The sequence below is a fragment of the Pedobacter jaeyakensis genome (assembly GCF_054461315.1).
Genome location: NZ_CM136921.1, coordinates 1,020,807 through 1,046,745, shown reverse-complemented (window position 1 = coordinate 1,046,745; position 25,939 = coordinate 1,020,807). Strand labels below are relative to the sequence as shown.

The 25,939-nt window shown below is 42.6% G+C and carries 23 protein-coding genes; 8 read left to right on the top strand and 15 right to left on the bottom strand.

Annotation, left to right across the window (positions count from 1 at the left end):
• Positions 1 to 9 precede the first annotated feature (9 nt).
• From ACXZ1K_RS04895 to ACXZ1K_RS04870, 6 genes are read left to right on the top strand one after another with little or no spacing between them, the layout of a single operon-like run.
• The gene (locus tag ACXZ1K_RS04895) at positions 10 to 522 is read left to right on the top strand and encodes a DinB family protein (protein ID WP_458972262.1); all 513 of its coding nucleotides are present in this window, start codon (positions 10 to 12) and stop codon (positions 520 to 522) included.
• An 18-nt stretch (positions 523 to 540) separates the two neighbouring features.
• Complete coding sequence (locus tag ACXZ1K_RS04890) at positions 541 to 1,872, top strand: flippase (RefSeq protein ID WP_458972261.1); 1,332 nt, start codon at positions 541 to 543, stop codon at positions 1,870 to 1,872.
• Between the two features lie 44 nt (positions 1,873 to 1,916).
• Complete coding sequence (locus ACXZ1K_RS04885; RefSeq protein WP_458972260.1) at positions 1,917 to 2,543, top strand: class I SAM-dependent methyltransferase; 627 nt, start codon at positions 1,917 to 1,919, stop codon at positions 2,541 to 2,543.
• A 5-nt stretch (positions 2,544 to 2,548) separates the two neighbouring features.
• Positions 2,549 to 3,193 carry a class I SAM-dependent methyltransferase gene (locus ACXZ1K_RS04880; protein ID WP_458972259.1) on the top strand — a complete coding sequence of 215 codons (645 nt, stop codon included), beginning with the start codon at positions 2,549 to 2,551 and terminating at the stop codon, positions 3,191 to 3,193.
• A 14-nt stretch (positions 3,194 to 3,207) separates the two neighbouring features.
• Entirely contained in the window at positions 3,208 to 3,975 is a 768-nt protein-coding gene (locus ACXZ1K_RS04875; RefSeq protein WP_458972258.1) for a class I SAM-dependent methyltransferase, read from the top strand.
• Positions 3,976 to 3,977: 2 nt separating this feature from the next.
• Positions 3,978 to 4,874 (top strand): glycosyltransferase family protein, encoded by an 897-nt coding sequence (locus ACXZ1K_RS04870; protein ID WP_458972257.1) that lies wholly within the window; start codon positions 3,978 to 3,980, stop codon positions 4,872 to 4,874.
• A gap of 1 nt (position 4,875) precedes the next feature.
• Here the strand turns inward: ACXZ1K_RS04870 and ACXZ1K_RS04865 are convergent, their stop codons facing one another.
• From ACXZ1K_RS04865 to ACXZ1K_RS04855, 3 genes are read right to left on the bottom strand one after another with little or no spacing between them, the layout of a single operon-like run.
• Positions 4,876 to 6,390 (bottom strand): rhomboid family intramembrane serine protease, encoded by a 1,515-nt coding sequence (locus ACXZ1K_RS04865; RefSeq protein WP_458972256.1) that lies wholly within the window; start codon positions 6,388 to 6,390, stop codon positions 4,876 to 4,878.
• Positions 6,391 to 6,393: 3 nt separating this feature from the next.
• Positions 6,394 to 7,143 carry a class I SAM-dependent methyltransferase gene (locus ACXZ1K_RS04860; RefSeq protein WP_458972255.1) on the bottom strand — a complete coding sequence of 250 codons (750 nt, stop codon included), beginning with the start codon at positions 7,141 to 7,143 and terminating at the stop codon, positions 6,394 to 6,396.
• Between the two features lies 1 nt (position 7,144).
• On the bottom strand, positions 7,145 to 10,369 hold the full coding sequence (locus ACXZ1K_RS04855; protein ID WP_458972254.1) for a S41 family peptidase: 3,225 nt from the start codon (positions 10,367 to 10,369) through the stop codon (positions 7,145 to 7,147).
• Between the two features lie 142 nt (positions 10,370 to 10,511).
• On the opposite strand from ACXZ1K_RS04855, the gene ACXZ1K_RS04850 reads away from it, so the two are divergent.
• Positions 10,512 to 11,783 (top strand): glycosyltransferase family 4 protein, encoded by a 1,272-nt coding sequence (locus tag ACXZ1K_RS04850; RefSeq protein WP_458972253.1) that lies wholly within the window; start codon positions 10,512 to 10,514, stop codon positions 11,781 to 11,783.
• A gap of 18 nt (positions 11,784 to 11,801) precedes the next feature.
• Positions 11,802 to 12,551 (top strand): glycosyltransferase family 2 protein, encoded by a 750-nt coding sequence (locus ACXZ1K_RS04845; RefSeq protein WP_458972252.1) that lies wholly within the window; start codon positions 11,802 to 11,804, stop codon positions 12,549 to 12,551.
• Positions 12,552 to 12,607: 56 nt separating this feature from the next.
• On the opposite strand, the gene typA is transcribed toward ACXZ1K_RS04845, so the two are convergent.
• From typA to ACXZ1K_RS04785, 12 genes are all read right to left on the bottom strand, one after another.
• Complete coding sequence (gene typA / locus ACXZ1K_RS04840) at positions 12,608 to 14,413, bottom strand: translational GTPase TypA (protein ID WP_458972251.1); 1,806 nt, start codon at positions 14,411 to 14,413, stop codon at positions 12,608 to 12,610.
• 89 nt (positions 14,414 to 14,502) lie between these two features.
• Positions 14,503 to 15,144, bottom strand: a complete 642-nt coding sequence (locus tag ACXZ1K_RS04835) for a DUF6266 family protein (RefSeq protein ID WP_458972250.1) — start codon at positions 15,142 to 15,144, stop codon at positions 14,503 to 14,505.
• Between the two features lie 220 nt (positions 15,145 to 15,364).
• Positions 15,365 to 16,030 (bottom strand): C40 family peptidase, encoded by a 666-nt coding sequence (locus tag ACXZ1K_RS04830; protein WP_458972249.1) that lies wholly within the window; start codon positions 16,028 to 16,030, stop codon positions 15,365 to 15,367.
• Positions 15,949 to 16,323, bottom strand: coding sequence for a hypothetical protein (locus tag ACXZ1K_RS04825; protein ID WP_458972248.1), 375 nt, complete (start codon positions 16,321 to 16,323; stop codon positions 15,949 to 15,951). Before ACXZ1K_RS04825 ends, ACXZ1K_RS04830 begins: the two co-directional genes overlap by 82 nt.
• Positions 16,324 to 16,498: 175 nt before the next feature.
• Positions 16,499 to 17,140: a DUF6266 family protein gene (locus tag ACXZ1K_RS04820; protein ID WP_458972247.1), complete on the bottom strand. Its 642-nt coding sequence runs from the start codon at positions 17,138 to 17,140 to the stop codon at positions 16,499 to 16,501.
• An 87-nt stretch (positions 17,141 to 17,227) separates the two neighbouring features.
• Positions 17,228 to 17,779 (bottom strand): ORF6N domain-containing protein, encoded by a 552-nt coding sequence (locus ACXZ1K_RS04815; protein ID WP_458972246.1) that lies wholly within the window; start codon positions 17,777 to 17,779, stop codon positions 17,228 to 17,230.
• 147 nt (positions 17,780 to 17,926) lie between these two features.
• Positions 17,927 to 18,409, bottom strand: coding sequence for a hypothetical protein (locus ACXZ1K_RS04810; RefSeq protein ID WP_458972245.1), 483 nt, complete (start codon positions 18,407 to 18,409; stop codon positions 17,927 to 17,929).
• 97 nt (positions 18,410 to 18,506) lie between these two features.
• Positions 18,507 to 20,804, bottom strand: coding sequence for a S41 family peptidase (locus tag ACXZ1K_RS04805; RefSeq protein ID WP_458972244.1), 2,298 nt, complete (start codon positions 20,802 to 20,804; stop codon positions 18,507 to 18,509).
• A 126-nt stretch (positions 20,805 to 20,930) separates the two neighbouring features.
• Positions 20,931 to 21,770 carry a helix-turn-helix domain-containing protein gene (locus ACXZ1K_RS04800; RefSeq protein ID WP_458972243.1) on the bottom strand — a complete coding sequence of 280 codons (840 nt, stop codon included), beginning with the start codon at positions 21,768 to 21,770 and terminating at the stop codon, positions 20,931 to 20,933.
• 76 nt (positions 21,771 to 21,846) lie between these two features.
• A complete protein-coding gene (locus tag ACXZ1K_RS04795; protein ID WP_458972242.1) occupies positions 21,847 to 22,464 on the bottom strand; it encodes a Crp/Fnr family transcriptional regulator in 618 nt (205 codons plus the stop codon).
• A 585-nt stretch (positions 22,465 to 23,049) separates the two neighbouring features.
• On the bottom strand, positions 23,050 to 24,489 hold the full coding sequence (locus ACXZ1K_RS04790) for a TlpA family protein disulfide reductase (protein WP_458972241.1): 1,440 nt from the start codon (positions 24,487 to 24,489) through the stop codon (positions 23,050 to 23,052).
• A 7-nt stretch (positions 24,490 to 24,496) separates the two neighbouring features.
• A complete protein-coding gene (locus ACXZ1K_RS04785; protein ID WP_458972240.1) occupies positions 24,497 to 25,930 on the bottom strand; it encodes a RagB/SusD family nutrient uptake outer membrane protein in 1,434 nt (477 codons plus the stop codon).
• Between the last annotated feature and the right edge of the window lie 9 nt (positions 25,931 to 25,939).

Sequence of the window (25,939 nt, the reverse complement as noted above, 5' to 3'; positions counted from 1 at the left end):
GAAACGGACATGAGCATTGAAAAGGATTATCAAAACGTTAAAAATGTCGTTGAAGCTTACCAGCAGAAGTTAGCGCTAATCAGCGACGAACAATGGCAGTTAACCCCGCCTACTGGGGGATGGTCGTACAGCGAAGTTTATTTTCACATTTTTGATTCCAGCATCCTCACCCTGGATACCCTGGCGGATGCAGCCCAGGGAAATGGCAAAGTTGTAAGAACGCCTTTTATTCCAAAACTGATCCTATTTTTTGGGGCACTACCACCCGGCAAAAAATTTACTGCCCCAAATAAGCTCGCCGATCGCGTTAAAAAAATTAGTCGCGATAAAACTTCAATATTGATCAACCAGTTCCTAAGCCAACTGGAAACCGAAATACCAAAGCTGCAGCGTGCCAGCAAATCAGTAAAAACTAAACATCCCAGGCTTGGCTATTTTAATGCGTTTCAATGGCTTCGTTTCGCTTACATCCATTTAAACCACCACCTAAAGCAATTAAAGCGAATTGAGAAGAGCTTTTAAATTCACATCTTTGCAAGAATGAAAATCCCAGCCATAAAAGGTTTTGACGAAGAGGCATTCCAAAAGTATGTAAAGAATACGGGCTGGCTGATGTTCGGCAAGGTACTCAGCATGTTTATCAGCATCCTGGTTGCAAGGCACCTCAAACCAGATTCTTTTGGCGATCTTAATTTTGCCTTAGCAATGACACTGATTATCAGCGCAGTTGGATCATTGGGCCTGGACAGCTTCATCATTAGGGAAATCATCAACGAGCCTTCAAAAAAAGACGAAATTCTTGGAACGTCCTTATGGATGAGACTTGGTGTTAACTCCTTATTAATTCCTGCCAGTGTGCTGGTCTATATCGCTTTCCACCATTTCTCTAAACAGCCTGGAACTTCTTTAACCTGGATTATTTTCTTCTACGCAGCGGCATCTATATTTAAATCATTCAACATCATAGACGCGTATTTCCAGTCTCAGGTGCAATCTAAATACGTAGTTCATGTCCAAAACATTCAGATCCTTTTTACAACCGCTTTTAAAGCCTTGCTCATCTGGTTTAATGCAGATTTAATCTGGTTTGCTGTTGCATTTACACTTGATGCGGTCTTTTTAGCTACAGGTTTGGTGATGATGTACCACAGACAGGGTTTTAAACTCAGAAACTGGACTTTCAGCATGGAGCGGGCAAAAAGTTTGATCAAACAATCCTATCCCTTAATGTTCTCGGCCGTTATGGTTTCAATTTACATGAAGATAGATCAGGTGATGCTTAAAAGTGCAGGTAGTGAAGCCGTGGGCATTTATAGCGCAGCTTCAACCATCAGCGAGGCATGGCTTTTCATCCCCATTGCCATAGTAACTTCCGTTTTCCCTGCCATCATCAATGCGCGTAAAACAGATCTGGAACGTTATAACAAGCGAATAATTAACCTGTATGACTTGTTAGTTTACATTAGCTTGCCTACCGCAATTTTTATCAGCTTTTTTGCCAACGACATCATTCACTTGCTTTATGGAAACAAATTCCAAGGAGCCGGCCATATGTTATCCATTCACATCTGGTCGGGCATTTTCGTTTTCCTTGGGAGTGCCAGCTCACAATTTCTACTGGCCGAAGGCTACAATGGACTGGCCTTGCAGCGAACGATTGCAGGTGCCATCGTCAACATTGCCCTCAACTTTTGGCTGATTCCTTTGTACGGAGGAATTGGAACATCCATTGCCACGTTAATTGCCTATTTTGTCTCTACTTTTTACATCCTGCTTATTCCAAAAACGAGGCATCAGGGTATCTTAATGCTGAAATCACTTTTTTTAATCCACTTATTTCAAAAAATAACTGCCAGAGGGAATGCACGATAAGGCGATTCTGTTAACTTTGGTACCCAAACCGATCCAAATAAACAATGAAATCCTTAAGAAAGGCTTTAAGAACTTTAATTTATATCCCTATTGATAAATGGCGCAAGATGCGATTGAGGTCTAAAATTAAGACCAGCAGCAGCAAATTGCAGATCATTATTGGGGCTCATGATACCGATTACGAAAACTGGTTACCTACCAATATAGAAAGCCTGAACTTGCTTGAGGCCGATTCTTTTAAGTACCTGTTTGGCGACAAAAAGGCTACGCGTTTCCTGGCTGAGCACGTTTTTGAACACATCAGTTATGACGATGCCCTTATCGCCTTAAGAAACTGCTACCAATATTTAGAAAAAGGGGGGTCAGTAAGGATTGCCGTACCTGATGGCTTTCACCCAAATCCCGAATACATCAATATGGTGAAACCAGGAGGTTTTGGTGAAGGTGCTCATGACCATAAACTATTGTACGATTACCAAAAGCTTTCTACAGTATTCAAAGAAGCGGGTTTTACCCCTCGCCTGCTGGAATATTATGACGAGAATGGACAGTTCCATTTTAACGAATGGGACAGTAAAGACGGGCACGTTATCCGGTCCAAAAGATACGACAAACGTTTCAAAGAACCATTGGGTTACTCATCATTAATCATTGACGGCATTAAAGATTAAGCACTGTGAAAAGCAAACTTTCTAAATCAACCCTGTTAGAACCAGGCAAACTAAAAGTTCTACTCTCCCTGGGCTTTAAAGGTTATTTGGCCGATAGAGGCTGGTTTGACGCCTTTAAAACCAAATCGGCCATTGATGAGAACGGCAACGCCATTCCATGGGTAACCTACTCATTTATAGACTTCATCAAAGACCGCATTACTAAACAACACGATATATTCGAATTCGGGTCTGGTAACTCCACCATATTCTATGCTAAACTGGCAGGTTCAGTTTATTCCGTAGAGCACGACAAAGAATGGTTTGACAAAAGCTCTAAAATCAACCTTCCTAATGTAAAAATGATCCAGTGCGATTTGCAACCAGGCGGAGATTACTGTAAAAGTGCGGCACCTACAGGCAAAAAGTTCCATGTCATCATTGTAGACGGGCGTGACCGTGTAAACTGCTGCAAGCAGGCCATCTCGGCTTTAACAGAAGACGGGGTTGTGGTGCTGGACGATTCTGAACGCGCCGAATATGCAGAAGCGCATACCTTCTTTAAAGAGAATGGCTTTAAATACCTGCCCTTCTCCGGCATGGCACCTGGCGTGATCATCTCCAAATACACTTCTATTTTTTATAAAAGCAACAACTGCTTAGGAATTTAACATCAGTACCCTCAATGGCACTTGTAACCGATAATATTGCCGATGCTTATAACGACTTCTACACTGGCAATGAAGTAGAATGGCGCATGCTGGGCGCTAAATCTAAAGCAAAAAACATCATTGAAGTCTGCAAATCCATCAAGCCCTCCAAAGTACTGGAAGTTGGCGCCGGCGATGGCAGCATTTTACACTACCTTAATGAATGGGGTTTTGGCGATGCGCTTTACGCGTTGGAAATTGCCGAAAGCGGCGTAGCTATCATTGAAGAAAGAAAACTGGCAAAGGTAAAAGAGGTGAAGTGCTTCGACGGCTACACCATTCCTTATGCCGATAACGCATTTGATCTCGTGATCCTTGCACATGTTCTGGAACATGTAGAGCACGAAAGGGTACTGCTTAGGGAACTCAAACGTGTAGCCAAGTTTATCGTGATCGAGGTGCCCCTGGATTATCGATTTGGGATAGATCAGCGAATGAAACATTTCCTGGACTACGGCCACATCAACATGTACACGCCTACTCTGATCAGGTTCCTGTTGCAAAGCGAAGGCTTAACGGTAAAGGTAGATAAAACTTCACTAACTCCTGTAGAGACCATTAAATTCTGTGAGTTCCAGGTACTGAAAAAGCAGAAATCTCTGCTTAAGGTTTTGAAGATTGAATTGGAATACCATATTAAAAAAATGCTTGGAAACCTCTTGGGAAAAAATAAAACGGAACAATTTGGCAATGCTTATACCGTTCTTACTGAGAAATCCGATCAGAACCTGCAAATATTTTAACCATGCAAACCTTTGCACCTATTGCCTTATTTGTTTACAACAGACCACAGCATACTGCCCGTACCATAAAGTTCCTGCAACAAAATACGCTGGCTGCAGAGAGCAGGCTGTTTATTTTTTCTGATGGGGCCAAAACTCCTGCAGATGAGCCTGGCGTAACTGAAGTTCGTGAGCTGATCAAAAATACAGATGGCTTTAAGTCGGTAGAAATCATCAACCGCAATGAGAACATGGGACTGGCACAATCGATCATCAGTGGTGTCACACAATTGGTTAGCGATTACAAGCAAGTGATTGTTTTTGAAGACGACCTGATTACTTCCCCGCATACCCTTACTTATTTCAATGAAGCGTTGGACCTTTACCGGGATAACCATAAAGTGATGCACATCGGCGCCTACATGTACAATCTGAAAACGGAGCTTCCAGAAACGTTTTTCTACCGGGCGGCCACCAGCTGGGGCTGGGCAACATGGGAACGCGCCTGGGATCACTTTGAACCCAATATCGATGTGCTCACGAAACAGTTTGATAAAGAAAAGAAACATGCCTTTTCTATTGAAAACTCCATGAATTTTTGGAAACAGATGCAGGATTTCAAAAACGGAAAAAATAACTCCTGGGCCATCAGGTGGTATGCATCCATTTTTTTAAAAGGCGGCTTAACCCTCAACCCTTCACATTCCCTCGTTAATAACATCGGTCACGATGGCTCAGGTACACATTCTGGCATCAATGAAATCTATAATGTGATCATCAATCCCAAGCAGATTACGCAATTCCCTTCCAGGGTGGAGGAAGATCCTGAAGCTTACCAGGCAATAAAATCATTCCTAACAAACAGGAAGGGCTCTTTCTGGCAGCGCATTAAACGCTTTGTTATCGAAAAACTGAGTTGATCTATTGCGACTGTTCGTATTTCAGCTTATTGATCTCAGTTATTCCCTTTTGGATGTCCTTCTTCAAGCGCCAATTGTCCGGAGCATCAAACCGGTAATATTTGTACAAACTTAAAGCAACAAAATGAGCCTTTTCAATCATTTTAATGCGGTATTTCAAATCCATTTCCTCAGCTTCTAAAAGGGTCAGCTTCTTCATTTTATTGATCAGCCCGAAATTCCTATCTACTGGTGCAATCGCCGATTGCTTAATCACAGCCAGCTTTTCCTTTTTACTCAATTCTGATCTCAACTGAAAGAAAATGCCACTAAATGTCTCGTCATTCGCAATAAACTCTTGACGCAACTTTACATATTCTTCAGTTTGGTATCTTGGCAAAAACAAATAAGTCCCCAGCACCAGTAAAATAAATGCCGCTCCCGCAATACCATACCTAAGGAAACTGGAAACCTTCCTTTTAAACAGTATAGGGTTATAAAATAAATAACCGAATATAAAGCCGGCCACTAAGCCCGCAACATGGGCGGTATTGTCTACCCGCTTTCCAAAATAACCATTGATCAGCATGTAGGTAACCAGAATAACGGTACTAATCAACAATGCCTTATTTGCATTTTTTTCAAAAGCCCTGCTAATCAGCAGCGCCAGGAAAGCACCAAACATGCCCAGTATTGCACCTGATGCGCCGCCCAAAAAACCGGTATGGTGCGAATAAATGCTTAAAATACTGGCGCATGCACCGCCCATAAAGTAAACGGCTAAAGTCTTTCCAGATCCCAGCTTGTTCTCAATCATTAACCCAATGTATACGAGGGTATACATGTTAAAAAACAAATGCCAGAATGAAAAATGGACGAATAGCTGTGTGATTAAACGCCAGAATTCTCCTTCCAAAACGTGATTCCTTTCCCCTACCCCAAACCGCAAATAGACATGGTTGACCGCAGCCTGAGGATCCTGAGGGGAGTTTAAGGTAGCAACCACCAGCACTCCAAAAAGCAAGATATAATAAATGAAATTGAGATTTAAAATTAGAGGTGTTACTACATAGCCCGGCTGGGGCAGGAAGAGGTACAATACGTTTTTTATCTTATCCTTGGCGGTAAGCGGTGCCTGATTAAAGTAATTGTCGTCCTGATCGACAATGTGCTGGTTAAAACTTTCAATTCGTTCTTCCCAAATGTCTTTAAGGTGAAACTCCACATAATCAAATTCGGCAAAAAACTTTTCCTTGTTTTGGGTATTCTTCCCGTAATCATTAAAAAGCAGTTGAACGCCTATGCATTCACTTTTAAAAATAGCGAAGTTATTTTTGATGCGAATGGAGATCTCTTCACTGTATGATGCGGCCGACAATCCGGTATATGCTATGATACCGGAAGCCGAAAGGTGACTTAGTTTCCAACCGAGGTTCTCAATTGCCTGTTGGGCAATAATCAAATACCTATCGGCAGGAAAACCACCTAGAGGTATAAATTTCTCAATTTTTGGAGAGTAGCCCCAATTTATGCTCATGTATTAATGCTTTCTTGCTTCAAGAATGATGTAAGGCGATAGTTGCTTCGAATCAAACGGGATCAGCTTGGTCAATACTTTACCAGCAATCCAGATCGACTTTTTCAATAACCTGGTACCTGCAGATTTCTTTTTCTCATCCTCCAGCCAAACGCTGAAACGGCCAAAATACCTGGATTGTACCACTTCCAAACCTGCCTTTTTACAGATTTTAGCCAACAGTTCCGGATCCATCGAATCAATATTGTGTTTATCGTAATTCTCCCTGTCGTAGTTTTTTTGCAGCCAGCCATTGATCGCATTGAAGTTTGGGAGGGTAATGAACAACGTTCCACCTGGTTTAACAAAAGCAATGTGCCTGTTGATGATGTCTTCCGTATCTACAAAGTGTTCAATCAATCCGCAGGATAAGACCAGGTCATACTGCTGCTCCGGTGTATACTTAAACAAATCGGTCTCCACAATGTGGATGTCTTTTGCAACAAGATCATTGGCGGCCAGCAAGGCATTGGTAACTGGCTCGTGCACAAAATAATCCAGCAGCGTTACGTCAAGGTTAAAGTACTTCTTTAAAAATACCGCATAGTAACCGGGAAAACCACCCAGCTCAATTGCGGTTTTTACACCCCTGGTCTTGATAATGGCTCCAAGCTCTTTATTAAACAGGTAATTTCCTGGAATGTTGACAGACAGGTCTGTTTTGCGTTCCCAATAATCCACCCAAAACTGTCTGTCTGTAAGCAAGTTCTCCATCTTATTTCTTTAAGTCTTTTAATATTTCTGCTACCGCACGCTCAATCTGTGGGTCCTTCCCTTCCAGTCTGTCCATAAAGGTATTCTTCACGAAAATATCAGGCTTAACACCTTCCTTTTCTAAATCCTGACCACTTAAGGTATAGCAACCCCATGAAGGTAAACGATAAGAAGAACCATCCACCAAACCCTTCGCAGAAGTAAAGATGATCCATCTGTAAGACTCTGTACCAATGATCTTACCCAACTTCAGCTCCTTAAATCCGGCTGCGGTCATCTCCGCGTCGCTTAAGGACTGCTCATTGATCAACAACACAATGGGTTTTGCCGCTGGCGCGAAGTTACTTTGAGGCGCTAATTTACCACCCCTGTATTTCCATTTCAGGTAAGGGCGCTGCGATAGAAATTTCAATACTTCATCATGCACATTACCGCCGGTATTGTAACGCAGGTCTAAAATAACTGCTTCCTTATTGTTCTCTTGCGCAACCATATCCAGCAGGAAGCGCTCCAGTTCATCACCGCCCATATTTTTCATGTACGAGTAGGCAATGCGGTCGTTACCCAGTTCCTTTACTTTCGCCCTGTTGCGCGCAATCCATTCATCGTATAAGTTGCCTTTCAGCGCACCAGAACTTTGCGGGTGTATTTTTGCAGTAATGGATTTCCCTGCGCGGTTAAACGTAAGGGTAATTTCCTGATCTAGCGATGGACTGGTAAAATAATAGTCGCGGTCCACATTCGGATCCACCTTCACCCCATTAACAGCCGTCAGTACATCTCCTGGATTAATATTTACGCCATCGTGTCTGGCATTACTTTTCGCCAGCACACGGTCCACTTTCAATGGATCAGTGTCAGAGAACACAATACCTGTTTGGTTGGTCACATAGTTCAATGGTTTGCGCTCTTCGTTACCAAAACTGTTGAAGCCCTGATGGGAGGAGTTCAGCTCACCCAGCAAATCGCTCAATAAAATCCTCAGGTCGTTCCTGCTCGTCACAAAGGGCAGGTAGCCTGCATATTTCTCCCGCAGCTTTATCCAGTCAACCCCATGGAAGTTTTCGTCGTAATAGTTTTCTTCCATTCCGGCCCAGGTTTCATAGAACATCTGGTTAAACTCCCCGCTCAGGTTCCGGCTAAACTTAAAGCCAATGTTCAGCGGCTCCAACCGGTTGGCATCAATGTTATATTTGTTGATGGTGCCACGCGCCAAAGCATAATACTTGCCGCCTGCCTCTACAATATCTCCGCCCCCATCGGTAACCTTTTCCGTTTTATTCGCCTCAAAAGGCTCTATAGTGGTACGGTAAAGTGCCTGGGCACCGCCTTCATGGTCAGAATAATAAAACACATAGGTTTTCTCCCCTTTAGAAAAGACAGCTGTTCCGTACTGTGAACCGAACGACGGACTAATCAGCTCAATCCTGTCCATAATGTCCTGGGTATTGATCTTAATCATGTCCTTGGCCTTCTCTGTCTTAGAAGCCACTTTTGCCGCACTATCCGGCTTGGCAGGCTTAACTGCCGGTGCCTTTTTGTCCTTAGGTGATTTCACCACCGGAGGGTTTTCCGTTTTCTCTGTCTTCTTAGGAGCCGTAAACAAGTCGTCAAATTTATCGCTGCGGTAAGGCTGGTCATAATCGTCCAGCGCCATGCGGTAAACCCTTGCGTTTTGCGGACCAAACGGATAAGAAGGCTTGGTACGCATGCTGCTGAAGAAAATGTACTTGCCATCTGGCGACCAGGATGGCGAGGATTCTGTAATGCCGGTATTGGTCAGGTTAATGGTTTTATTGTCTTTAATGTGGTGTACAAAAATATCCTGCTCAAAATTACGTATGGCCGTAAACAGTACATATTCTCCATTGGGTGAAAACGAAGGCGAAGAATTTTGGAAGGCCCATATCTCATCCTTCACAATCACTTTGCTATCCATAGATTTTAAGTCCAGCAACCTCACTTCATCCCTTCCGCTCAGGTAAACTGCAAACGTCTTGGCTTTATTTAGGGTGATGTCCCGGTTATTCCGGTTGTCTTTGGTCAGCTGCTTGATGTTGCCGCTGCCATCGGCGTTCATGGTGTACCAGTTTTGGTAACCCTTATAGGTCTGGTTAAATAAAAGCGTGCGGTTATCGGCTAGCCATTTCACTTCCAGTATGCGTTCATCAGCAGTACCAAAAGAACTGGAACGCTCCATCTTTCTAATGTACTTGCCTTCCGCATCACTAACAAACAATTCTCCCCTGGATACAAAAGCCAGTTTGTTGCCATCGGCCGATAGGTCGAAGGCCGAGATGTTTCCCCTAACGTCAAATTCCTGTGTCTTGTCCAGCACATTATTTCTGGAAACACTTACATTAAGTTTCTCCGATTTTTTGGAGGATACATCATATAGATAAAGTTGATAATCTTTCTCAAACACTATTTTATTTCCCGCAGCAGCAACAAAAGGGCGTTTAATGGAGGTGTCAAAGCTGGTCAGCCTGGTCTTCTTACCTGCAGTAAAGGTGTAAAGGTTTAGTTCATCGTTGGCTTCGTCAGATGCAAAGTACACCGTCCCTTTCTTGTCTACGCTCGCCCAAAAATCCTTACCTATGTAATCTGTATACTGCTTGTAGGTTTTCGTTTTAGGATTGTAGGATTGGATATCCGGGTTAAACGCCCCTTTATAACGCTTCCGGTTTGCAAAATTCTTGCTCTCCCAGGTATCGTTAAAGAAAAGCTCACCGTTAGGTGCTTCCGCGATGTTGTGCGTTGTATTGAAATACGTATCAAATAACCGAACTGCGGTACCACCGGTTGCCGCTACTTTATAGCTGCTGTAGTTGTTGTACCTGCTGGAGGTAAAATATATGGTCTTAGCATCCCAGCTCCATCCGTCTACCTCATCACTCCCATCATTAAAGGTCAGCTGTTTAACAATGCCCCCTGCCACCGGCATGATGTAAACATCATAATTACCAAACTGGTTAGATGAAAAAGCAAGCCATTTGCCATCCGGAGAAACCCGTGGATTGATCTCATCGCCAGCCATCGCTGTAATGCGGTTCGCAGCGCCACCTGTTGCCGGCACTTTCCAAAGGTCGCCCTCAAAACTAAAAATTACGGTCTGTTCATCGGGTGTCAGTGTAGGATAAGCCAAAAAATACGGGTCATTTTGCGAAAATGCCGCTCCACTGGTCAGCATTAAAGCAGATGCAATGGCATAAAATAGTTTTTTCATAAAGCCTTAATCGGATAGGAGAACGAAAATACACAAGAATTTAACAAAGGATGAAACTTAGCTAAAATAACAATAAATTTACCTGCGGAAAGCGTTCTATTACAAAGCAAAACCAATCAATCACCTATTTAAAACACATTAATTGAAAGTAGTACACCTAAATACATATGAAGGAAACGGTGGTGCCGGAAGGGCCTGCTTAAGATTAAATGAAGCTTTGAACGCCATCGGCGTCGAATCTAAAGTGATGGTCTACTTTCAGTTCAAGGAAAGCGTGCTTACCGGCACGTTTAGCAAGGGCCCCATCAAAAGGGCAAGGGCAGTTTTCAACATTCTCTCCGAGCGGTACCTCTCAAAAGCAGTAGCTAAAGCGGTAAAAACACCCTTCTCCCTGCAGTGGTTCGGCACTTCGGTCATCAACCACCCGGCGGTAAAAGAGGCCGACATCATTCACCTGCACTGGGTTAACCACGGCTTCCTTTCTCCAAAGTTCCTGGCAGAGCTGGACGAGCTGGACAAGCCAATTGTGTGGACCTTCCACGACAGCAATGCCTTCACCGGCGGATGCCATGTCCGCTACTCCTGCGAAAACTACCATAAAGAATGTGGCTTTTGTCCCCTGCTGAAGCAAAGCGGCAAGAACGACCTCTCCCACAAAACCTGGCTTAGAAAAAAGAAGGCCTATTCAGAGTTGAACTGCCATATTGTGGCACCCAGCAACTGGATGGCCAATTCAGTAAAGCTGAGCAGCTTAATGGGCTTCAGGGCCACAACGGTAATCCCCAACACCATTGAAACAAGCATATTTAAACCATACGTAAAAGCAGAAGCCAAGAAGATCCTTAAAATCAATCCAGCTCAGTTCGTATTGATGAGCGGCTTTATGCCCTCCAAAAACGATAAGCATAAAGGCACGTCTTACCTCATCGATGCATTAAACGATCTCGCCACGCGACCGGGAATCGACAAGTCAAAAATAGAACTGGTGATATTTGGCAATAAGGACAATGCAGAAATGCCTGAGTTCCCATTCAAGACTACTTTCCTGGGAACCATCAGTAACGATGAGCACCTGGCTAAATGTTATTCTGCGGCTGATGTTTTCATCACCCCTTCGCTGGAAGACAACCTTCCAAATACGGTAATGGAAAGCCTGGCCTGTGCCACACCGGTAGTTGCATTTACCACCGGCGGCATACCGGATATGGTCAAACATCTGCAAAATGGCTATCTTGCTGAATATGAATCATCAGAAGACCTCGCAACAGGTATCGAATGGCTCTACCATGACGAAAATGCGGCAGATATCCAGAAAGAAGCACGAAAAACCATCATTAACCATTTTTCTGAACCGGTAATTGCCGAAAAACACTACAATTTATACCAATCCCTTCTGGATTTAATGCCAAAATAATGGTATCTTACGGGAACTATGCAGCCCAAGTTAAGCGTCATAACAATCGTATATAATAACGTGAACGACATTGAGCGTACCATGCTTTCTGTGCTTAACCAAACCTATCCTAACATAGAATACATCGTCATTGATGGCGCATCTAACGATGGCACAGTAGAAAAGATCAACCAGTACAAAGACCGCCTGGCCAAAATGGTATCAGAACAGGACCGGGGCATATACGACGCGATGAATAAAGGCCTTGCGCTGGCCACTGGAGAATACGTCTTGTTTATGAACTCCGGTGATGAGATTTACGCCCCAGAAACCGTTGCTGATGTCTTTGAAACGGCACATTCGGCCGATATCTATTATGGCGAAACAGAAATGTTTAACGAAAAATGGGAGAGCCTCGGGCAGCGCCGGCATTGCGCACCAGAACAATTCAACTGGCGTAGCTTTAGGTATGGCATGAGCGTTGGTCACCAGGCCATTTACATCAAACGCAGCATTACAGAACCTTACGACCTCAGGTACAAATACAGTTCAGATATCGACTGGATCATCAAGGCCACCAAAAAAGCCTCCAGTATTGTTAATACCCACATCTATGTGGCTAAATACCTGGTTGGGGGCATGTCCAAGAAAAAACACCTGGAAAGTCTAACAGAGCGCTTTTCCATCTTCACCAAATATTACGGACTGATCCCTAACCTGATCAACCACCTGGTTATGGCAATCAACCTTACCCAATATTTTGTAAGGCACCGCAGGACTAACGATTAAATAAAAAAGCCCCGATAACAAACGTTACCGGGGCTTTTTCTATTAAGACAATTTAACTACAAGAATTTCTTAGCGTTAATCTTACGCTCATTCTCCGTCAAATATATTTTACGTAAACGCATGCTTAATGGAGTGATCTCGATGTACTCATCAGCCTGGATGTACTCCATCGCCTCTTCCAAAGAGAATTTGATCGCTGGCGCAATACGTGTATTGTCGTCAGTACCAGAAGCACGCATGTTGGTCAAAGCTTTACCTTTAACAATGTTTACTACCAAGTCGTTATCACGGATGTGCTCACCCATAATCTGACCTTCATAAACATCAACACCCGGATCAACGAAGAAACGACCACGATCCTGCAATTTATCGATTGAATAAGCAGTAGTGTTACCTTTATCCATAGAAACCAACACACCGTTTAACCTTCCAGGAATTGTACCTTTCCAAGGCTCGTAAGCTTTGAAACGGTGAGCCATAATTGCTTCACCACCAGTAGCAGTAAGCACGTTATTTCTCAAACCGATGATACCACGAGCAGGAATTTCAAACTCCAAATGCTGAAGATCACCTTTAGGCTCCATGATCAGCAATTCACCTTTGCGTTGCGTAACCAATTCAATTACCTTACCGGCAACTTCACCAGGAACATCAACGATCAAAGTTTCAACAGGCTCACATTTCTTACCATCAATTTCTTTAATGATTACCTGAGGCTGTCCAACCTGGATCTCATAACCTTCGCGACGCATGGTCTCGATCAATACTGATAAATGGAGGATACCCCTTCCATATACCAAATAAGAATCAGGAGATTCAGTCTCTACCACTTTTAGGGCAAGATTTTTCTCCATCTCTTTGTATAAACGCTCCTTAATACGCTGAGAGGTTACAAATTTACCCTCTTTACCGAAGAACGGAGAGTTGTTGATGGTGAACAACATGTTCATGGTAGGCTCATCAATTTTGATTACAGGAAGTTGTTCCGGTGCATCAAAATCAGCAATCGTATCACCAATGTCGAAACCATCAATACCTACAACAGCGCAGATATCACCAGATTTAACCTCAGCAGCACGGATCTTTCCTAAACCTTCAAAAGTGTATAATTCTTTTACTCTTGATTTAACAATCTTACCATCACGCTTAATCAACGTTACCGGTTGGTTTTCTTTAATTACCCCGCGGTGAACACGTCCAACAGCGATACGGCCAACAAAAGAAGAATAATCAAGAGAAGTAATTTGCATTTGCAACGTTCCTTCCAACATTGGCGGAGGAGGAATATTTTCGATAACGGCATCCAATAACGGGAAGATATCAGTAGTTGGCTTAGTCCAGTCTGTACTCATCCATCCTTGTTTAGAAGAACCGTAGATTACCGGGAAGTCCAGCTGATCTTCCGTAGCCTCTAAGTTGAAGAACAATTCAAAGATTTGCTCATATACTTCCTCTGGGCGACAGTTTTCTTTATCTACTTTGTTGACAACAACGATAGGTTTCAAACCTAAGGCCAGGGCTTTTTGCGTTACGAAACGCGTTTGAGGCATTGCACCTTCAAAAGCATCACACAATAACAACACACCATCAGCCATTTTCAATACACGCTCAACCTCACCACCGAAATCGGCGTGACCAGGAGTATCAATGATGTTGATTTTATAATCTTTATACCTAACAGAAACGTTTTTTGAAACGATGGTAATTCCACGCTCACGCTCCAGGTCGTTGTTATCAAGTATCAAATCACCTGTTTGTTCGTTGTCACGAAAAATAGAACAAGTGTGTAAAATCTTGTCAACCAATGTAGTTTTACCGTGGTCAACGTGTGCTATAATAGCTATGTTTCTAATTTTTTGCATAAAATGCGCCTGTATTTTGGCGCAAAGATAAGGTTTATTATCGAATTATCAGCCTGTTAGTTGAATTATAATAGCATTCGGCTGGATGCTCAACTGATCAGCAGCTCACCCAAATACACACTCGTACTCACTTTGTCGCGGGCCGCGTTGGCATAACTCATCCAGCAATGTACCTTATCGGTACTGAAACTATCCGGGAGTTGTATGCGTGCCTCTTTATCGTTTCTTATGGCGATATCTTCGAAGGTCACGAATTGTTCCCTGGCGGGATTGTACACAATAAAGGTCGCTTTGTCGCTATCGTTGTTAAACGGAGTGGCAGGCAAATTGTCCCATTTGATGTGAATGATGCGGTCGACCAATACCAACACTTCAATTATCCATGAGATCAGGAGTTCACCTTTACTAAAAACTGCCTTCTTGAAATCTATACTGAAATCAGGAGCTTCGCCCTTTACTGCTTCCTTCAAGTGATAAGACAAGGCCAAGTTTAAGGGCGTTTTATCGCCCTGAAAAACCTGATAACCCAAATTGATTATATCCAGCAAGGGCTTAAGCCAACCCACTACCAGGGCAAACTTATCCCGTTGAATTTGCTGCGCCGGTGTAGCCGGCTTTGTCGACTTTCCCGCAGCCTTTCTCACATAGTCCACGCCGCGGCAACTTGCCCCAACTACATTCCCGACTTTACCATAAACCGGACCATTTATTCCATTTTTTAACCTTCCCATAGTATTATAAATATTTTATTCCAAAAATTTCATGTCGAAAATCAACCCGTTCATGTCAAGATTCACACCTTTCGTGTTGAAATTTTCCCTCCTTTGTCATTGCGAGGAGGCACGACGTGGCAACCGAGCCCTTCGCGAGCTCAGCGAAGCTAATCTCCCCCCTCCTCCCTCCTTTGTCCTTGCGAATAGCTTTTGAGTTGCTGAAACGAGTTCAACACGCTTATTCCAACCAATCAGCAAACGCCTTAATCGTCCTGCGGTGGCGAAGCCGCCGATATACCCCATTACCTTCCCTGCTACTCTGACTATTCGTATTCCCCTCAATCGACTGGCAGAAGTCGCCCTGCATCCGCTCCAGCAAACCACAGTGCGCAATCCGTTTTAACTCCGGAAAGTAAATCCCGATGACCAGGCCCTTCTCGCCATCCAGGCGCAGGCCTGCATCTCCAACTCCAACTTGCACCAAGCGCTCTGCAGGAAATAGTGATGGACTCCAGGCCGTGCGCGGAGCCAAATATCCCGCTTTCCAAAAGCACCAGCTTACAAACGCCGCGCACCATGGATTCCCCTTCTTACACCCTACATAATTCAGGTAACCTTCCACTGCTGCCCCATCGTTGTGCCCGGTCTTTTCCCTCACACCAAGCTGCGATCTGGCTATCGCCAACACCTTGTCGTGCCTGGTCCTGTTGTCGTCCTGAACCCGGAATGATCTGTTTGCAACCCGCCAGGGAAGATCCCTCGGAACACGGGATGACAAACCATGAAAATTGTACAACAACCCATTCGCTCCGGACAAAGCGGCTACAACACTGCGATCAGCGCACCAACCCCTGCCAGCACCAATAGTGCAAAGCAGCATAAGTAAAACCCTAATTGTTGCCATAACTGTAAATCTTTAAACTGTAAAACCATTGTCCTCAGATGCGGCAAACCCAGTGCGCACCAGCTCCAGTGTAGCAACCACCAACTCATCCCAATTACCATTAAAAAGCTGAGCAGGCTCAATACAATCAGCATCCATATACCCGGGTCAACCGTACCAATATTCCCATCCATTTGTGCAAACAACTTTGGCAGGGTATACCAAACCAGCACCAGTATAACCCCCAGCAAATAACTCTCTAAATTCTTCTTTCCCGGCTTTTCCACCGGCATCATAAAGTTCAACTCCTTCATAACATTTTTTTTTAACTAACGGGCGGCGTGCCGCCCGCTAATTCAATCCTCCAACAAAGCCCCGTAAACCTAGTGTTGTTGTTTAGACAGAAAATTTGGTGTCTCTGATGAGGCATAGCGTCATTGCGCGAAGCGCGATTATGCAGCCTCAGAACGAGATCACCTAATTTTCCTATTACAACACCGTCACGGGCCCCACATAAACACTATCCGATACCTTCTTCTTATCAGCACTGGCGAAGAATAACCAAGTGTGCACTATTTCCCCACCAAACTCAGCAGGCAAACTCATGGTATATTCCCCGGCACTTCTTGCCACCACGTTTTCAACCCAGGCAAACTGGTAAACCGTCGGACAAAACACTACCGCAGTGATCTTATCGGTCAAACGCGCATGACCGGCAGGCGCGTTCACCGTCCAGGAGAAATCGATCTCAGATGAAACCGCAGAAACCGCAGCAGCTCCAGATATACCCCTTAAACCACCATTGGCCAGTTTAACATTCGCATAAGTAACCGTTTGCATCGGGTACACCCCGCCAATGGCGTGCTTCAGGTTGTAAGAGAAGGCAGCGTTGTATGGCGTCTGTCCGGTTTTGTAGCTCTGGAAGCCAAACAAAAGCACATCGCGTACCTCCTGTAAAAATCCACTCATAATTGTAAATCCGCCTTGCTGCGACAGCTGAGGAACCGTAGCCGGAATGTTTGATTTCTTCGGACGTGCACGAATCGTGTCAATCCCTCTCCAGTTGGCACCAACAACGGTACCTACCAGTCCTGAGAATCCACCAAGGATCCCCCTTATTATTTTTCCCATATATAAATATTTAATGGGTTCAATCTCATCGTAACTTTGTTTAGCTGTGGTTAACGATGCTACTAATCAGCTTTATTGTTTTGAAAACTACAGGTCATCTGGCATATAGCCAATTCTTCTTCTAGGCTTAGCCTTCTTTTCCATGAGTTCGTCCAGGTAACTAAACAATACTTCCATGTTTTTATCTTGATGATCTTGCTTTAAATATTGCTTTTCAACTTTTTGTTTTAGTTCTTGGATTTCAAGTCTTATATCTGTGTTATCAGACAGGGTTTGCCTTAAGCGAGTAAATATTCTTATTATTTGAATATTCACTTGAATAGCAATTGTACTATTAAGTACACTAGAAAGCATTGCCAAGCCTTGTTCAGTAAAAACTAATGGGCTATACTTTACATGTTCCCCTTGTTTTAAGGTGCCAAATTGGCTCCTTATAATTTTATGTTCCTCTGCCGTCAATTCAAACATAAAATCCCCAGGAAACCGTTCCAGATTTCTTCTTACCTGCCGTTTCAGTTGTTTCGTTTCCACCCCATACAATTCCGCTAGATCCCTATCTAGCATTACCTTTTGTCCCCTTATTAAATAGATCTTATTCAATACCACTTCATCAGAAATACCTAAAAGCTTTTCGTCCATTTTTATTTTAATATATTGGTTCGAGCACTACAAATTAATGCAGCTAAATTATTGATCACTGAAGTAACAACCAAATATTATTCAAAAAAATAAACCGCAAAATATTGAATATCAATATATTAAATCTTATATTTTATCAATAAATTTCTAAAAAGTGCAATACCTTTTCAACACCAAGCCAGGCTCCCTATTCCCTACTCCTACTCCAAACAAGCGCTTCCCTAATGCCGCTACTTTATCAAAAAAACCATAAGGCTGCAGTCCATTAACAAACCAATTTATCGAGGCACGAAAATCCCCTAGCGCACCTTCCCACCTAAACACTGGGCGGAATTCAAAAGGACTACCCACTTGATCCAGCATCAGTGCTACCTGCACCTTACCGTTCCTGATGTGCGAATGAAATACCCACCTTACGCCCTCATTGTTGTTGTATAAAAACAGCGGTTTAGCATTGAAGGCACCAGCTTCAAAAGCTCTACACTGTTGCACCAGGACACCCACAAAATCCAGTGCACAAAACATGCGTTTGATTCTAACTCGCTCGCCGGTCATGTTGTTTCTAAAAACCAGGTCGCCACGATTACCGTTCATCCAGTGCATTTCCATTAAGAGTAGATTTCCTTTCATATATCTCGTTTTTCAATACCCAAAGGTATAACGGCTTAGTGTCCAGATGAAGCCCTTTTGGCCAAAAATGGAAGCTAGTTTGAGATCACAATTTGCATCATTTCCCCTTAATCAACAGCAATGCACGCGCTAAAATATCATCAGTCCCGTTAATTGCGGCTTTCAGCGTCTTCTTTACTTCCAGGTCCAGCTTCACCCCATTTTTCTGATTGGGCGTATGGTCCATATAATATTCTCCAAACCCAGAAAAAAAGGTCATGTAATTTCCGGGCAGGGTTACCGTAACGGCCATACCATTTGCGCCGGCAGTGGTACGTCCTATGGTCGTGGCTTTCGTCACGCCTTGTATGGCAATCACGTTCCATTCACCCTGACTCTGTATGCCTTCATCCACCAATAAAAAATACTGCTTATCCTTCAACAATACATTAGCGTTGGGCACAATTACAGCATATTCCATTAGCATTTGCCTTTTGCTCAAATCCGGACTCGTTACAAAAGGGAATACGTCATAAGAAACCGTGTCTGTTTTTCTGGCGATATAGGCGGCAAGGTTGGTACCAATACTACCATCACGGGGATAACCACGCGCATCAATAACAATTTTTTCGCAACCCTTCAATGCCATTGCTACACTGTCCAGTTCTTTGGTATAGATTCTGTTCATACGGATGTAGCCCACATTTCCATCTAAAATTTTCCAGTTAGGAGGGTAAACCGCCGGGGTCGCCATCGGGCGAATTACCTTTCCCCATAAGTTATAGTAATCATTGCGGTTTATCCTGTTTAAAATAATTGTCTTTTCTAACCCATCCTGGAGTACCGTAACACTGGCCTTACTGCCCACGCTACCGGCAGTAAACCAGGTTGCATACAATTCACGCCTAAAACCTGCGCTGTTGGAGGCTACCAATAAAGGTTCCCATTTACTAATGATCGAATTTACTGGTATGCCATCGATGGCAAGGACTTCATCGCCGTAATGCAAGGCCTCCAAAGGTGTTTTCTGCGCAGGGTCTGGCATAATCGATGTCACATATACCTTATCGTCAATTTGCTCACAAGCAAAAGGTAAGTTGCCGTCCATAAAACCTTTGGGCGACCGCCCGCTTAGCTTGTTCATTAAAATGCCATGTCCATCTTTTATAGCGGCAGTCAGTTCCATCAGCGCCATAAAATATTTATCGTCTGTATCCGCCTCCAAAAACTGCTTTACAAAATAGGGCAAGGAAGTTTCCCAGTCTACCGCAATCAGGTTTTTATTGGGCGAAAAAAAGTGAATCGTATTCCAAAAGTTAAACAGTCCCAATAACCGATGCGCCGCATCAGGAGTACCATTACTTATAGTAGTCGTTACCGGCTTTCTAAAAAAAACGGTGTTCTCAACAGGCAGATGACCGGGTCTAGTACCGGCCCTCTTTAACAACATACTGGCGTTTTGAATCAATAGCCCATTTAAAGAAGTATCTGATTTACCCTCAAATATCAAATCCGGCTTAGCCCCCAGCGTTCCGTCTTCATAAATAACTTCAGAGGTCCTTACTTTTGCGGTCAGCCCGCCTGGTAATTCCTGATAGTAAAAAGTACCATATAAATATTCCGGCACTCGTCCGTCGAAAACAACCCGGCAAGCCCCACGGTTGCGAAGCGCCATGACGGCTTTTACGGAGTTTACATTGGTATACCTATTGATCACAAAGCAGTATTGATCAGCACTGTACTTTTTTGCTTTTTCAGGTAACAGATAAGCCCCTTCGGCAATATTTTTCAATCCCTGATGAACCTGCAAGTGTGCCACATTCCCATAGTTATCCGGATCAAAAAGATTGATGTCCTGCGGAAAATCCTGGCGCATCAAGCCTTTATAAAAAAAGCTGCGTTCTGTAGGTAAGATCATGCTTCGGTTTAGCATACTGGCAATCAGTGGCTGCACAAAAAGCCTGTATTGCTTTATCCCAAGATCATTGTTGATTGATGCGCTGCGGAGGTCGACAATCACCTTTTTAAAACGGCTTTTCAATAAAATGGAATCTAGGGGCAAAAACTTATTAAATGCAGTTTGGGGAAGAGCGATATAAGTTAGATTTCCCGGCAATGCGAAAACACCAAAGGCATTTCTTGCCGTTAAAACTGTTCCTACATCTTTGTTAGCAGTAGTTATAACTACCGACTGAGGATCATTCACCCCTATAAGCAGGTTATCAAGACTTTGTTTAAAATTTGCTTCGGAGGGATCGGTTAAAAGCTGACCAATATTTTTTAGGAAAAGACTGTCGCCGTCCACGCTCCCCTTACCCATAACCGGATGAAAGTAGTTAAGCACTCCCCATAGTTTTCCGTAAGCACCAATGCGTTGCAAGCCTGGGTCGGCGGCCTCAGCTGTATTGATTTTCATCTGGCTAAAACCAACCAGAGGCAGAAGAGATGTCAAAATCACAAAAAGAAAAAATTTCATAACACTAGAATTTGCTCAAAAGTAGCGCAGCTACCTCGCAAAAAATTGTAGAAATCGTGCAGGACTTTAGCCGGCAACCCAGGCTAAGCAATCTTGCTCCACGCTGGCCACTTTTCTTAACTGTGCGGGGTTGTAGCCAGAAAGGCGCCTCATCTCTTTGTTAAAGTGAGGTTGATCGTGAAAAGCATGGCGGTAAGCAATATGGGTAAAAGAAGCCTCATCCCTCGCCAATACATATTTGAGCGCATTTCTAAAGCGAATGGTGTTGAAAAAAGATTTCGGACTTTGGCCAATCTCTGCCATGAAAAGCCGGTAAAGCGTAGAAGGATTTACACCGCAGCGCTGGGAAAAATCATCCAGCTTCAGCAAATCCGCAGATTTCCCTGTCATTTCATTTATGGCGCTCGAAACAGTAGGGCTAAAGCTTAAATCAGATAGCCGGCTCAACAAAAACTCTTCTAAAATTGCAGCGCGTACTGAGTTTATAGGAGAAGAGAACACCCGATCAAGGATGCTTTGCGCATGAACAGGAAATAGGATGTCAAACGCATTCTCAGCAGCCATTAACTCCTCAAAAGGAATATCGGTAAAAGCCCTGATCGCTCCCGGATGAAACAAAATACAAATCTGATCTAAGGGAGCATCAACCCTTGCATTAAACGGCTGGGTATGGAAACCATATAAACGGCTTTGGTATGTACTGCATCCCTTGCTTACCTCACAAAGGTTTTGCCCACCGGCATGCGTGTAATTGATGTTGTTATCGCGGTATAAAGAAAGACAAAGATTTGAATTAGGAAAAGTAGTGTAAGCATGTGGCATGATCCCTGTTGAAGACAGAAACAGGAATGGCTGTAGGTAATGGCCCAATAGCTGGTGCTGAATATCAATAACTTCTACTTTCATGATTTAGAAACCAAGATACAGAATAGAAAACAAAACGGCTGCATCGTTTTTAAATGACGCAGCCGCTTATCAATTATCAAGCTTTCTTAGCACGCGTTAGCGTAGAAGGTGTAATACCCAGGAAAGCACAGATTTCCTGGTTGGTTAAGCGATAACAGATACCTGGAAATTTTTCAACAAACATCCCGTAGCGGTCAGCCTTATCGGCCATTAAAATATCCAGTTGATCCTGCCTTCGCTCCGTTTTCAGGCTCATGATCTTTTGTGTTAATTCATGCGCTGCAATGTGCGACCTGTAGATGCCATCCATGCAGCAATTGCTCAAACTTACCAGTTCCGCATCTTCCATCAGTCCGATATAAAACTTCTCATTGGGCAGGTGCTCTTTAAAAGCATTCAGCAGCACGATCATTTCGTTCTCTTTCCAGATGTAAAAGATTTTTTCCTTTTTATCCCGTTCACTCCTGGTGTACAATTTGGCGAGGCCTTTCCTTAAGTAGTGTGCCTCGTCAGCTTTCATGTTTGGGATCAGTAGCATATCGCTTTTGTATCCATATTTTGCGCGTAACGCGCGGGGTGCCATTAAAGCGGTCTCCAGTTCAATAGGGAATTGCGGATATAGAGACCTGAGGTAGGCAATGGCATCATTTTTCCATGCCGTGGAAGTCATCTCCGTCAGATGTTGGTTTTTCATTAAATTTTGAGGTAAAAATTAAAAAGAATTGATTAAAAGTATATAGGGATGGTGTTCACCTACTCGTGATCAAGTTGAGTTCATTGTTAATTTATATTTGGTGCAAGGGCATCGCTGCTCTTGTCATCCAGAGCGAAGCGAAGGATATCATGTGTTGTCTTGGCAGAGCTGCCTGTGACTGCTGCGTGCGACAGCGGGGGCAAAACCTGAACTACGGTCAAAGGCACTGGATACCTACACAACGCAGAACAAGCAAGCCCACGCTATCGCAGGCATTGCTCCATTCCCCGTTGTGTTTAAAATTTCCAGTTTTATGACCGTGGGATAAGAAGATGCAATCATTAGTATATTTTCAATTCAGTACTATCTGCTTTTTATTAATAATTTTAAGTTTAACAAATATAGTTAATTCAGCAGCCCAGTTACAACCTGTTACTTTTAATTTAATCAAGTGCTTTTCAGGTTTCAATGAGATCGAATACTTATAATCTGCCTATATGACATTACGGTATCAGAAAAACACATTGTTCGTATTTCGATAAGCTGCTAAAACCTACTTTCTCAACAGCATGTGTGGAGAAAAATTCAAAGTTTCTCTCTAAGTTTTGAGGCAGAAGCATCTGTCACAACCAAACATTTTATTATTGCTGTACCATCAACTAAATTCAAACCAACTTTATTTAAATATTTCACTACCTCTGTAAAATCAAAATCGTCTAACGGCAAGTTAATATCAAGTAAGGCATTCTGATGTGTTTCATCTAAAATAATTGGAAACTTTTGTTTCCTTTCCTGTCTTGCTGCGGCAATTAGTCTGTGAGGTAGGTTTTTCAATGGCAAAGCTTTTAATATCCAATTTTTCTTATTTAAATTATAAATGGAAGAAAATTTTCCAGTTTTTGATTTGGCATGTTCAAAGTTAGCTTTGTTCGAAATAATCAATCTATATACCGGTATTTTTCTATCCTCAATAGTTAGCTTAAAGCTAAAAGCGTCTTCAAGTTCTTTTAGCAGATGTTTTCGGAGTTGAGCTGGCGTTGTTCCAGGTATTGAAATGTTATAAGAATACATATTTTCACCTGTAGTTTCATTTCCCGCACCAAATCGATTATTATTCGAGGTTTCAAGGAGCAAAGCAGGAGAATAAGATTTGTACAAGATAGTATCTTCATCGCTCCATTCTGGAGTTCCCAATGCTGCAAGTTTGACTAATTCTGTCAAAGAGAATCCATATGCAACCCCTTTTCCTGGGTACAGCATGTTGGGGGATATACTATCAATGTCCGAGAAGCCAGTAGTGAAATATTGAAACATGGAATTGTCCCATTTTGCTAGTATAGACCGGTATAAAAAATTGGTATCAATGCCACCATTCGCCATTTTCCCGCTAGTTAATAGAGGTAGCCGGTCATCCCACTTTGAAATTCTATGTGTTTCGCCTTTAGTGTATGAATAATTAAGTTTCACATCTCTACCATCTATCAGAGCACTCAACGCAGCGGAATCAAGAGAGTATGTTTTCGCAACGATCTTACCTTCTGGATTAACAACTAAAATAAATGGCACTGATTGCAATCCGAAAAGATCGAATGAAGCGCTATCAAAAGCAGCTGTTAAATCCAGATTATACTTATTTTTCAACTTTTTAAACACATCTTTAACCCGATAACTATAATTGTTCTTATCAGTGGAAGACTGTCCAATAAGAATAAATTCTACGTCCTTTCGGAAATCAGCCCTCATTTTGTTTAATTTTGGCATATTTGAAATGCAACTGCTACAAATCGTTGTCCACCAATCTAAAACCAGCCACTTTCCTTTAGAGTCAAAAATTCCCACTTTCGTTTTATCCGTACCAATTAAATCAGTGAATACATAGTTTGCTATCGGTTCTCCTATCTTGGGCACATATTGATTACTATTATTTGATTCCTGCGCTTCAACATATTGACTTAAATTCAAATTAAAGACGGCAACTAGACTAATAAATCTAAGCAGGATAAGCATTATTCTTAATTTATTCATATCAATTTTATTTTATATATCCGTCATTTTGAACTATATTAGGATTGTTTTGAATTTCCTTTCTAGGGATTGGATAGTACTGTTTAAAATTATTCCAAGTGGAACCTTTGACAACTGATTCAGCAGTCATAACCTCGTCAATCTTACCAGTTCTTTTGAGATCTAACCACCTATGGCCCCATTCAGTAAATAACTCAACCCGACGTTCTCTATATATTGAACTCAATAAGTTTTCCTTATTTATTGTAGGATTAACGTTAGCGATAAGTGCTAGTCCAGCTCTATTTCGTATGACATCCAAATCCGATATAGCTCCACCTAATTTATTTTGTTGAACTCTCGCTTCAGCTCTAATTAAGTATTGTTCGCTCAATCGCAAAGCTGTGGACTGCTCTATTTGAGCACCACCGTAAGTTTCTTTATATTTATATGGGAAAAAATAATCAACATTCGGCGTAACAGTTTCATCTGTAACTTTTCCAATCCAATTTTGGAGGCGCAAGTCACCATTTTCAAAAGCATTTAAGAGAGAAGTACTAATCGTATTGGAATTACTTCCGCCACTAGATGGTCTCGAGTATAAAACATAACCAATTCCTTCAGGAGTGTCAAAATAATTCGGTTGAGGAAGCATAAATTGCAAAATTGCCTCTTTGCTATTTGCTTTAAATACATCACTTAGTGGTAACATTGCGTATAATTCTGTATTGTCAATGACAAAGCTGGATTCAACTTCCGCCTGACTATATTTTCGGGTATACAGATATACCCTAGCCAAGAGCGCAGCTGCGGCAGATTTATTCGCTCTTACTCTTAGCGATGAGTTAGCAAGATTTGATCCTTCAACATAATTAGCACTCAGACTATCTTTTGCAGAACTTAAATCCGAAACAATCTGCTCATAAATTTTATCTTGACTTTCCCGACGAAGGGTTTTATTACTAATATAGTCTGTACCAGTTACCAAAGGCACATTCCCATAGAAATTTACTAAATAAAAATACCAAAATGCACGCATGAATTGTGCCTCAGCAATCACCTGCTTCTTTATTTTAGGAGATAGTGAGGAGGATGCTGAACAGCCTAAAATAATTGCATTACACTGATATATAGAATAGTAAGCACCCGCCCAGGTATTATTGGGCTGCCCTATAAAAGGATCTAAATTATTTCGGTAAATTTGTTGTAGCGTTGGTGTTAAGGAATATGACTTCAATTCATCAGCAGAAAGGCCTGCATCGCGACTAATGATGAATGGATCGGCAGATTGTGTAATTGAATTAGCGTAAATACCAACGAGCGCTGAAATTACAGTCCCGTCTGAAGAGAAAGTTGTTGAAGCTATGAGAGATGTGTCGGGAGGATCGATTTGTACGAATTTTTCACAACTTGCAATTATAATTAGAAAAAATAGAAAAACTGCATTGATTAATTTTCTCATTTGTCTGTA

What these genes read in the sequence shown, in the direction of transcription:
- ACXZ1K_RS04800 (WP_458972243.1), bottom strand. Translation starts at nt 21,770, where the DNA reads ATGAAAGTAGAAGTTATTGATATTCAGCACCAGCTATTGGGCCATTAC.
- typA (WP_458972251.1), bottom strand. Translation starts at nt 14,413, where the DNA reads ATGCAAAAAATTAGAAACATAGCTATTATAGCACACGTTGACCACGGT.
- ACXZ1K_RS04810 (WP_458972245.1), bottom strand. Translation starts at nt 18,409, where the DNA reads ATGAAAGGAAATCTACTCTTAATGGAAATGCACTGGATGAACGGTAAT.
- ACXZ1K_RS04815 (WP_458972246.1), bottom strand. Translation starts at nt 17,779, where the DNA reads ATGGACGAAAAGCTTTTAGGTATTTCTGATGAAGTGGTATTGAATAAG.
- ACXZ1K_RS04835 (WP_458972250.1), bottom strand. Translation starts at nt 15,144, where the DNA reads ATGGGAAGGTTAAAAAATGGAATAAATGGTCCGGTTTATGGTAAAGTC.
- ACXZ1K_RS04885 (WP_458972260.1), top strand. Translation starts at nt 1,917, where the DNA reads ATGAAATCCTTAAGAAAGGCTTTAAGAACTTTAATTTATATCCCTATT.
- ACXZ1K_RS04805 (WP_458972244.1), bottom strand. Translation starts at nt 20,804, where the DNA reads ATGAAAATCAATACAGCTGAGGCCGCCGACCCAGGCTTGCAACGCATT.
- ACXZ1K_RS04795 (WP_458972242.1), bottom strand. Translation starts at nt 22,464, where the DNA reads ATGAAAAACCAACATCTGACGGAGATGACTTCCACGGCATGGAAAAAT.
- ACXZ1K_RS04845 (WP_458972252.1), top strand. Translation starts at nt 11,802, where the DNA reads ATGCAGCCCAAGTTAAGCGTCATAACAATCGTATATAATAACGTGAAC.
- ACXZ1K_RS04790 (WP_458972241.1), bottom strand. Translation starts at nt 24,489, where the DNA reads ATGAATAAATTAAGAATAATGCTTATCCTGCTTAGATTTATTAGTCTA.
- ACXZ1K_RS04860 (WP_458972255.1), bottom strand. Translation starts at nt 7,143, where the DNA reads ATGGAGAACTTGCTTACAGACAGACAGTTTTGGGTGGATTATTGGGAA.
- ACXZ1K_RS04875 (WP_458972258.1), top strand. Translation starts at nt 3,208, where the DNA reads ATGGCACTTGTAACCGATAATATTGCCGATGCTTATAACGACTTCTAC.
- ACXZ1K_RS04785 (WP_458972240.1), bottom strand. Translation starts at nt 25,930, where the DNA reads ATGAGAAAATTAATCAATGCAGTTTTTCTATTTTTTCTAATTATAATT.
- ACXZ1K_RS04870 (WP_458972257.1), top strand. Translation starts at nt 3,978, where the DNA reads ATGCAAACCTTTGCACCTATTGCCTTATTTGTTTACAACAGACCACAG.
- ACXZ1K_RS04895 (WP_458972262.1), top strand. Translation starts at nt 10, where the DNA reads ATGAGCATTGAAAAGGATTATCAAAACGTTAAAAATGTCGTTGAAGCT.
- ACXZ1K_RS04865 (WP_458972256.1), bottom strand. Translation starts at nt 6,390, where the DNA reads ATGAGCATAAATTGGGGCTACTCTCCAAAAATTGAGAAATTTATACCT.
- ACXZ1K_RS04855 (WP_458972254.1), bottom strand. Translation starts at nt 10,369, where the DNA reads ATGAAAAAACTATTTTATGCCATTGCATCTGCTTTAATGCTGACCAGT.
- ACXZ1K_RS04830 (WP_458972249.1), bottom strand. Translation starts at nt 16,030, where the DNA reads ATGGCAACAATTAGGGTTTTACTTATGCTGCTTTGCACTATTGGTGCT.
- ACXZ1K_RS04890 (WP_458972261.1), top strand. Translation starts at nt 541, where the DNA reads ATGAAAATCCCAGCCATAAAAGGTTTTGACGAAGAGGCATTCCAAAAG.
- ACXZ1K_RS04825 (WP_458972248.1), bottom strand. Translation starts at nt 16,323, where the DNA reads ATGAAGGAGTTGAACTTTATGATGCCGGTGGAAAAGCCGGGAAAGAAG.
- ACXZ1K_RS04820 (WP_458972247.1), bottom strand. Translation starts at nt 17,140, where the DNA reads ATGGGAAAAATAATAAGGGGGATCCTTGGTGGATTCTCAGGACTGGTA.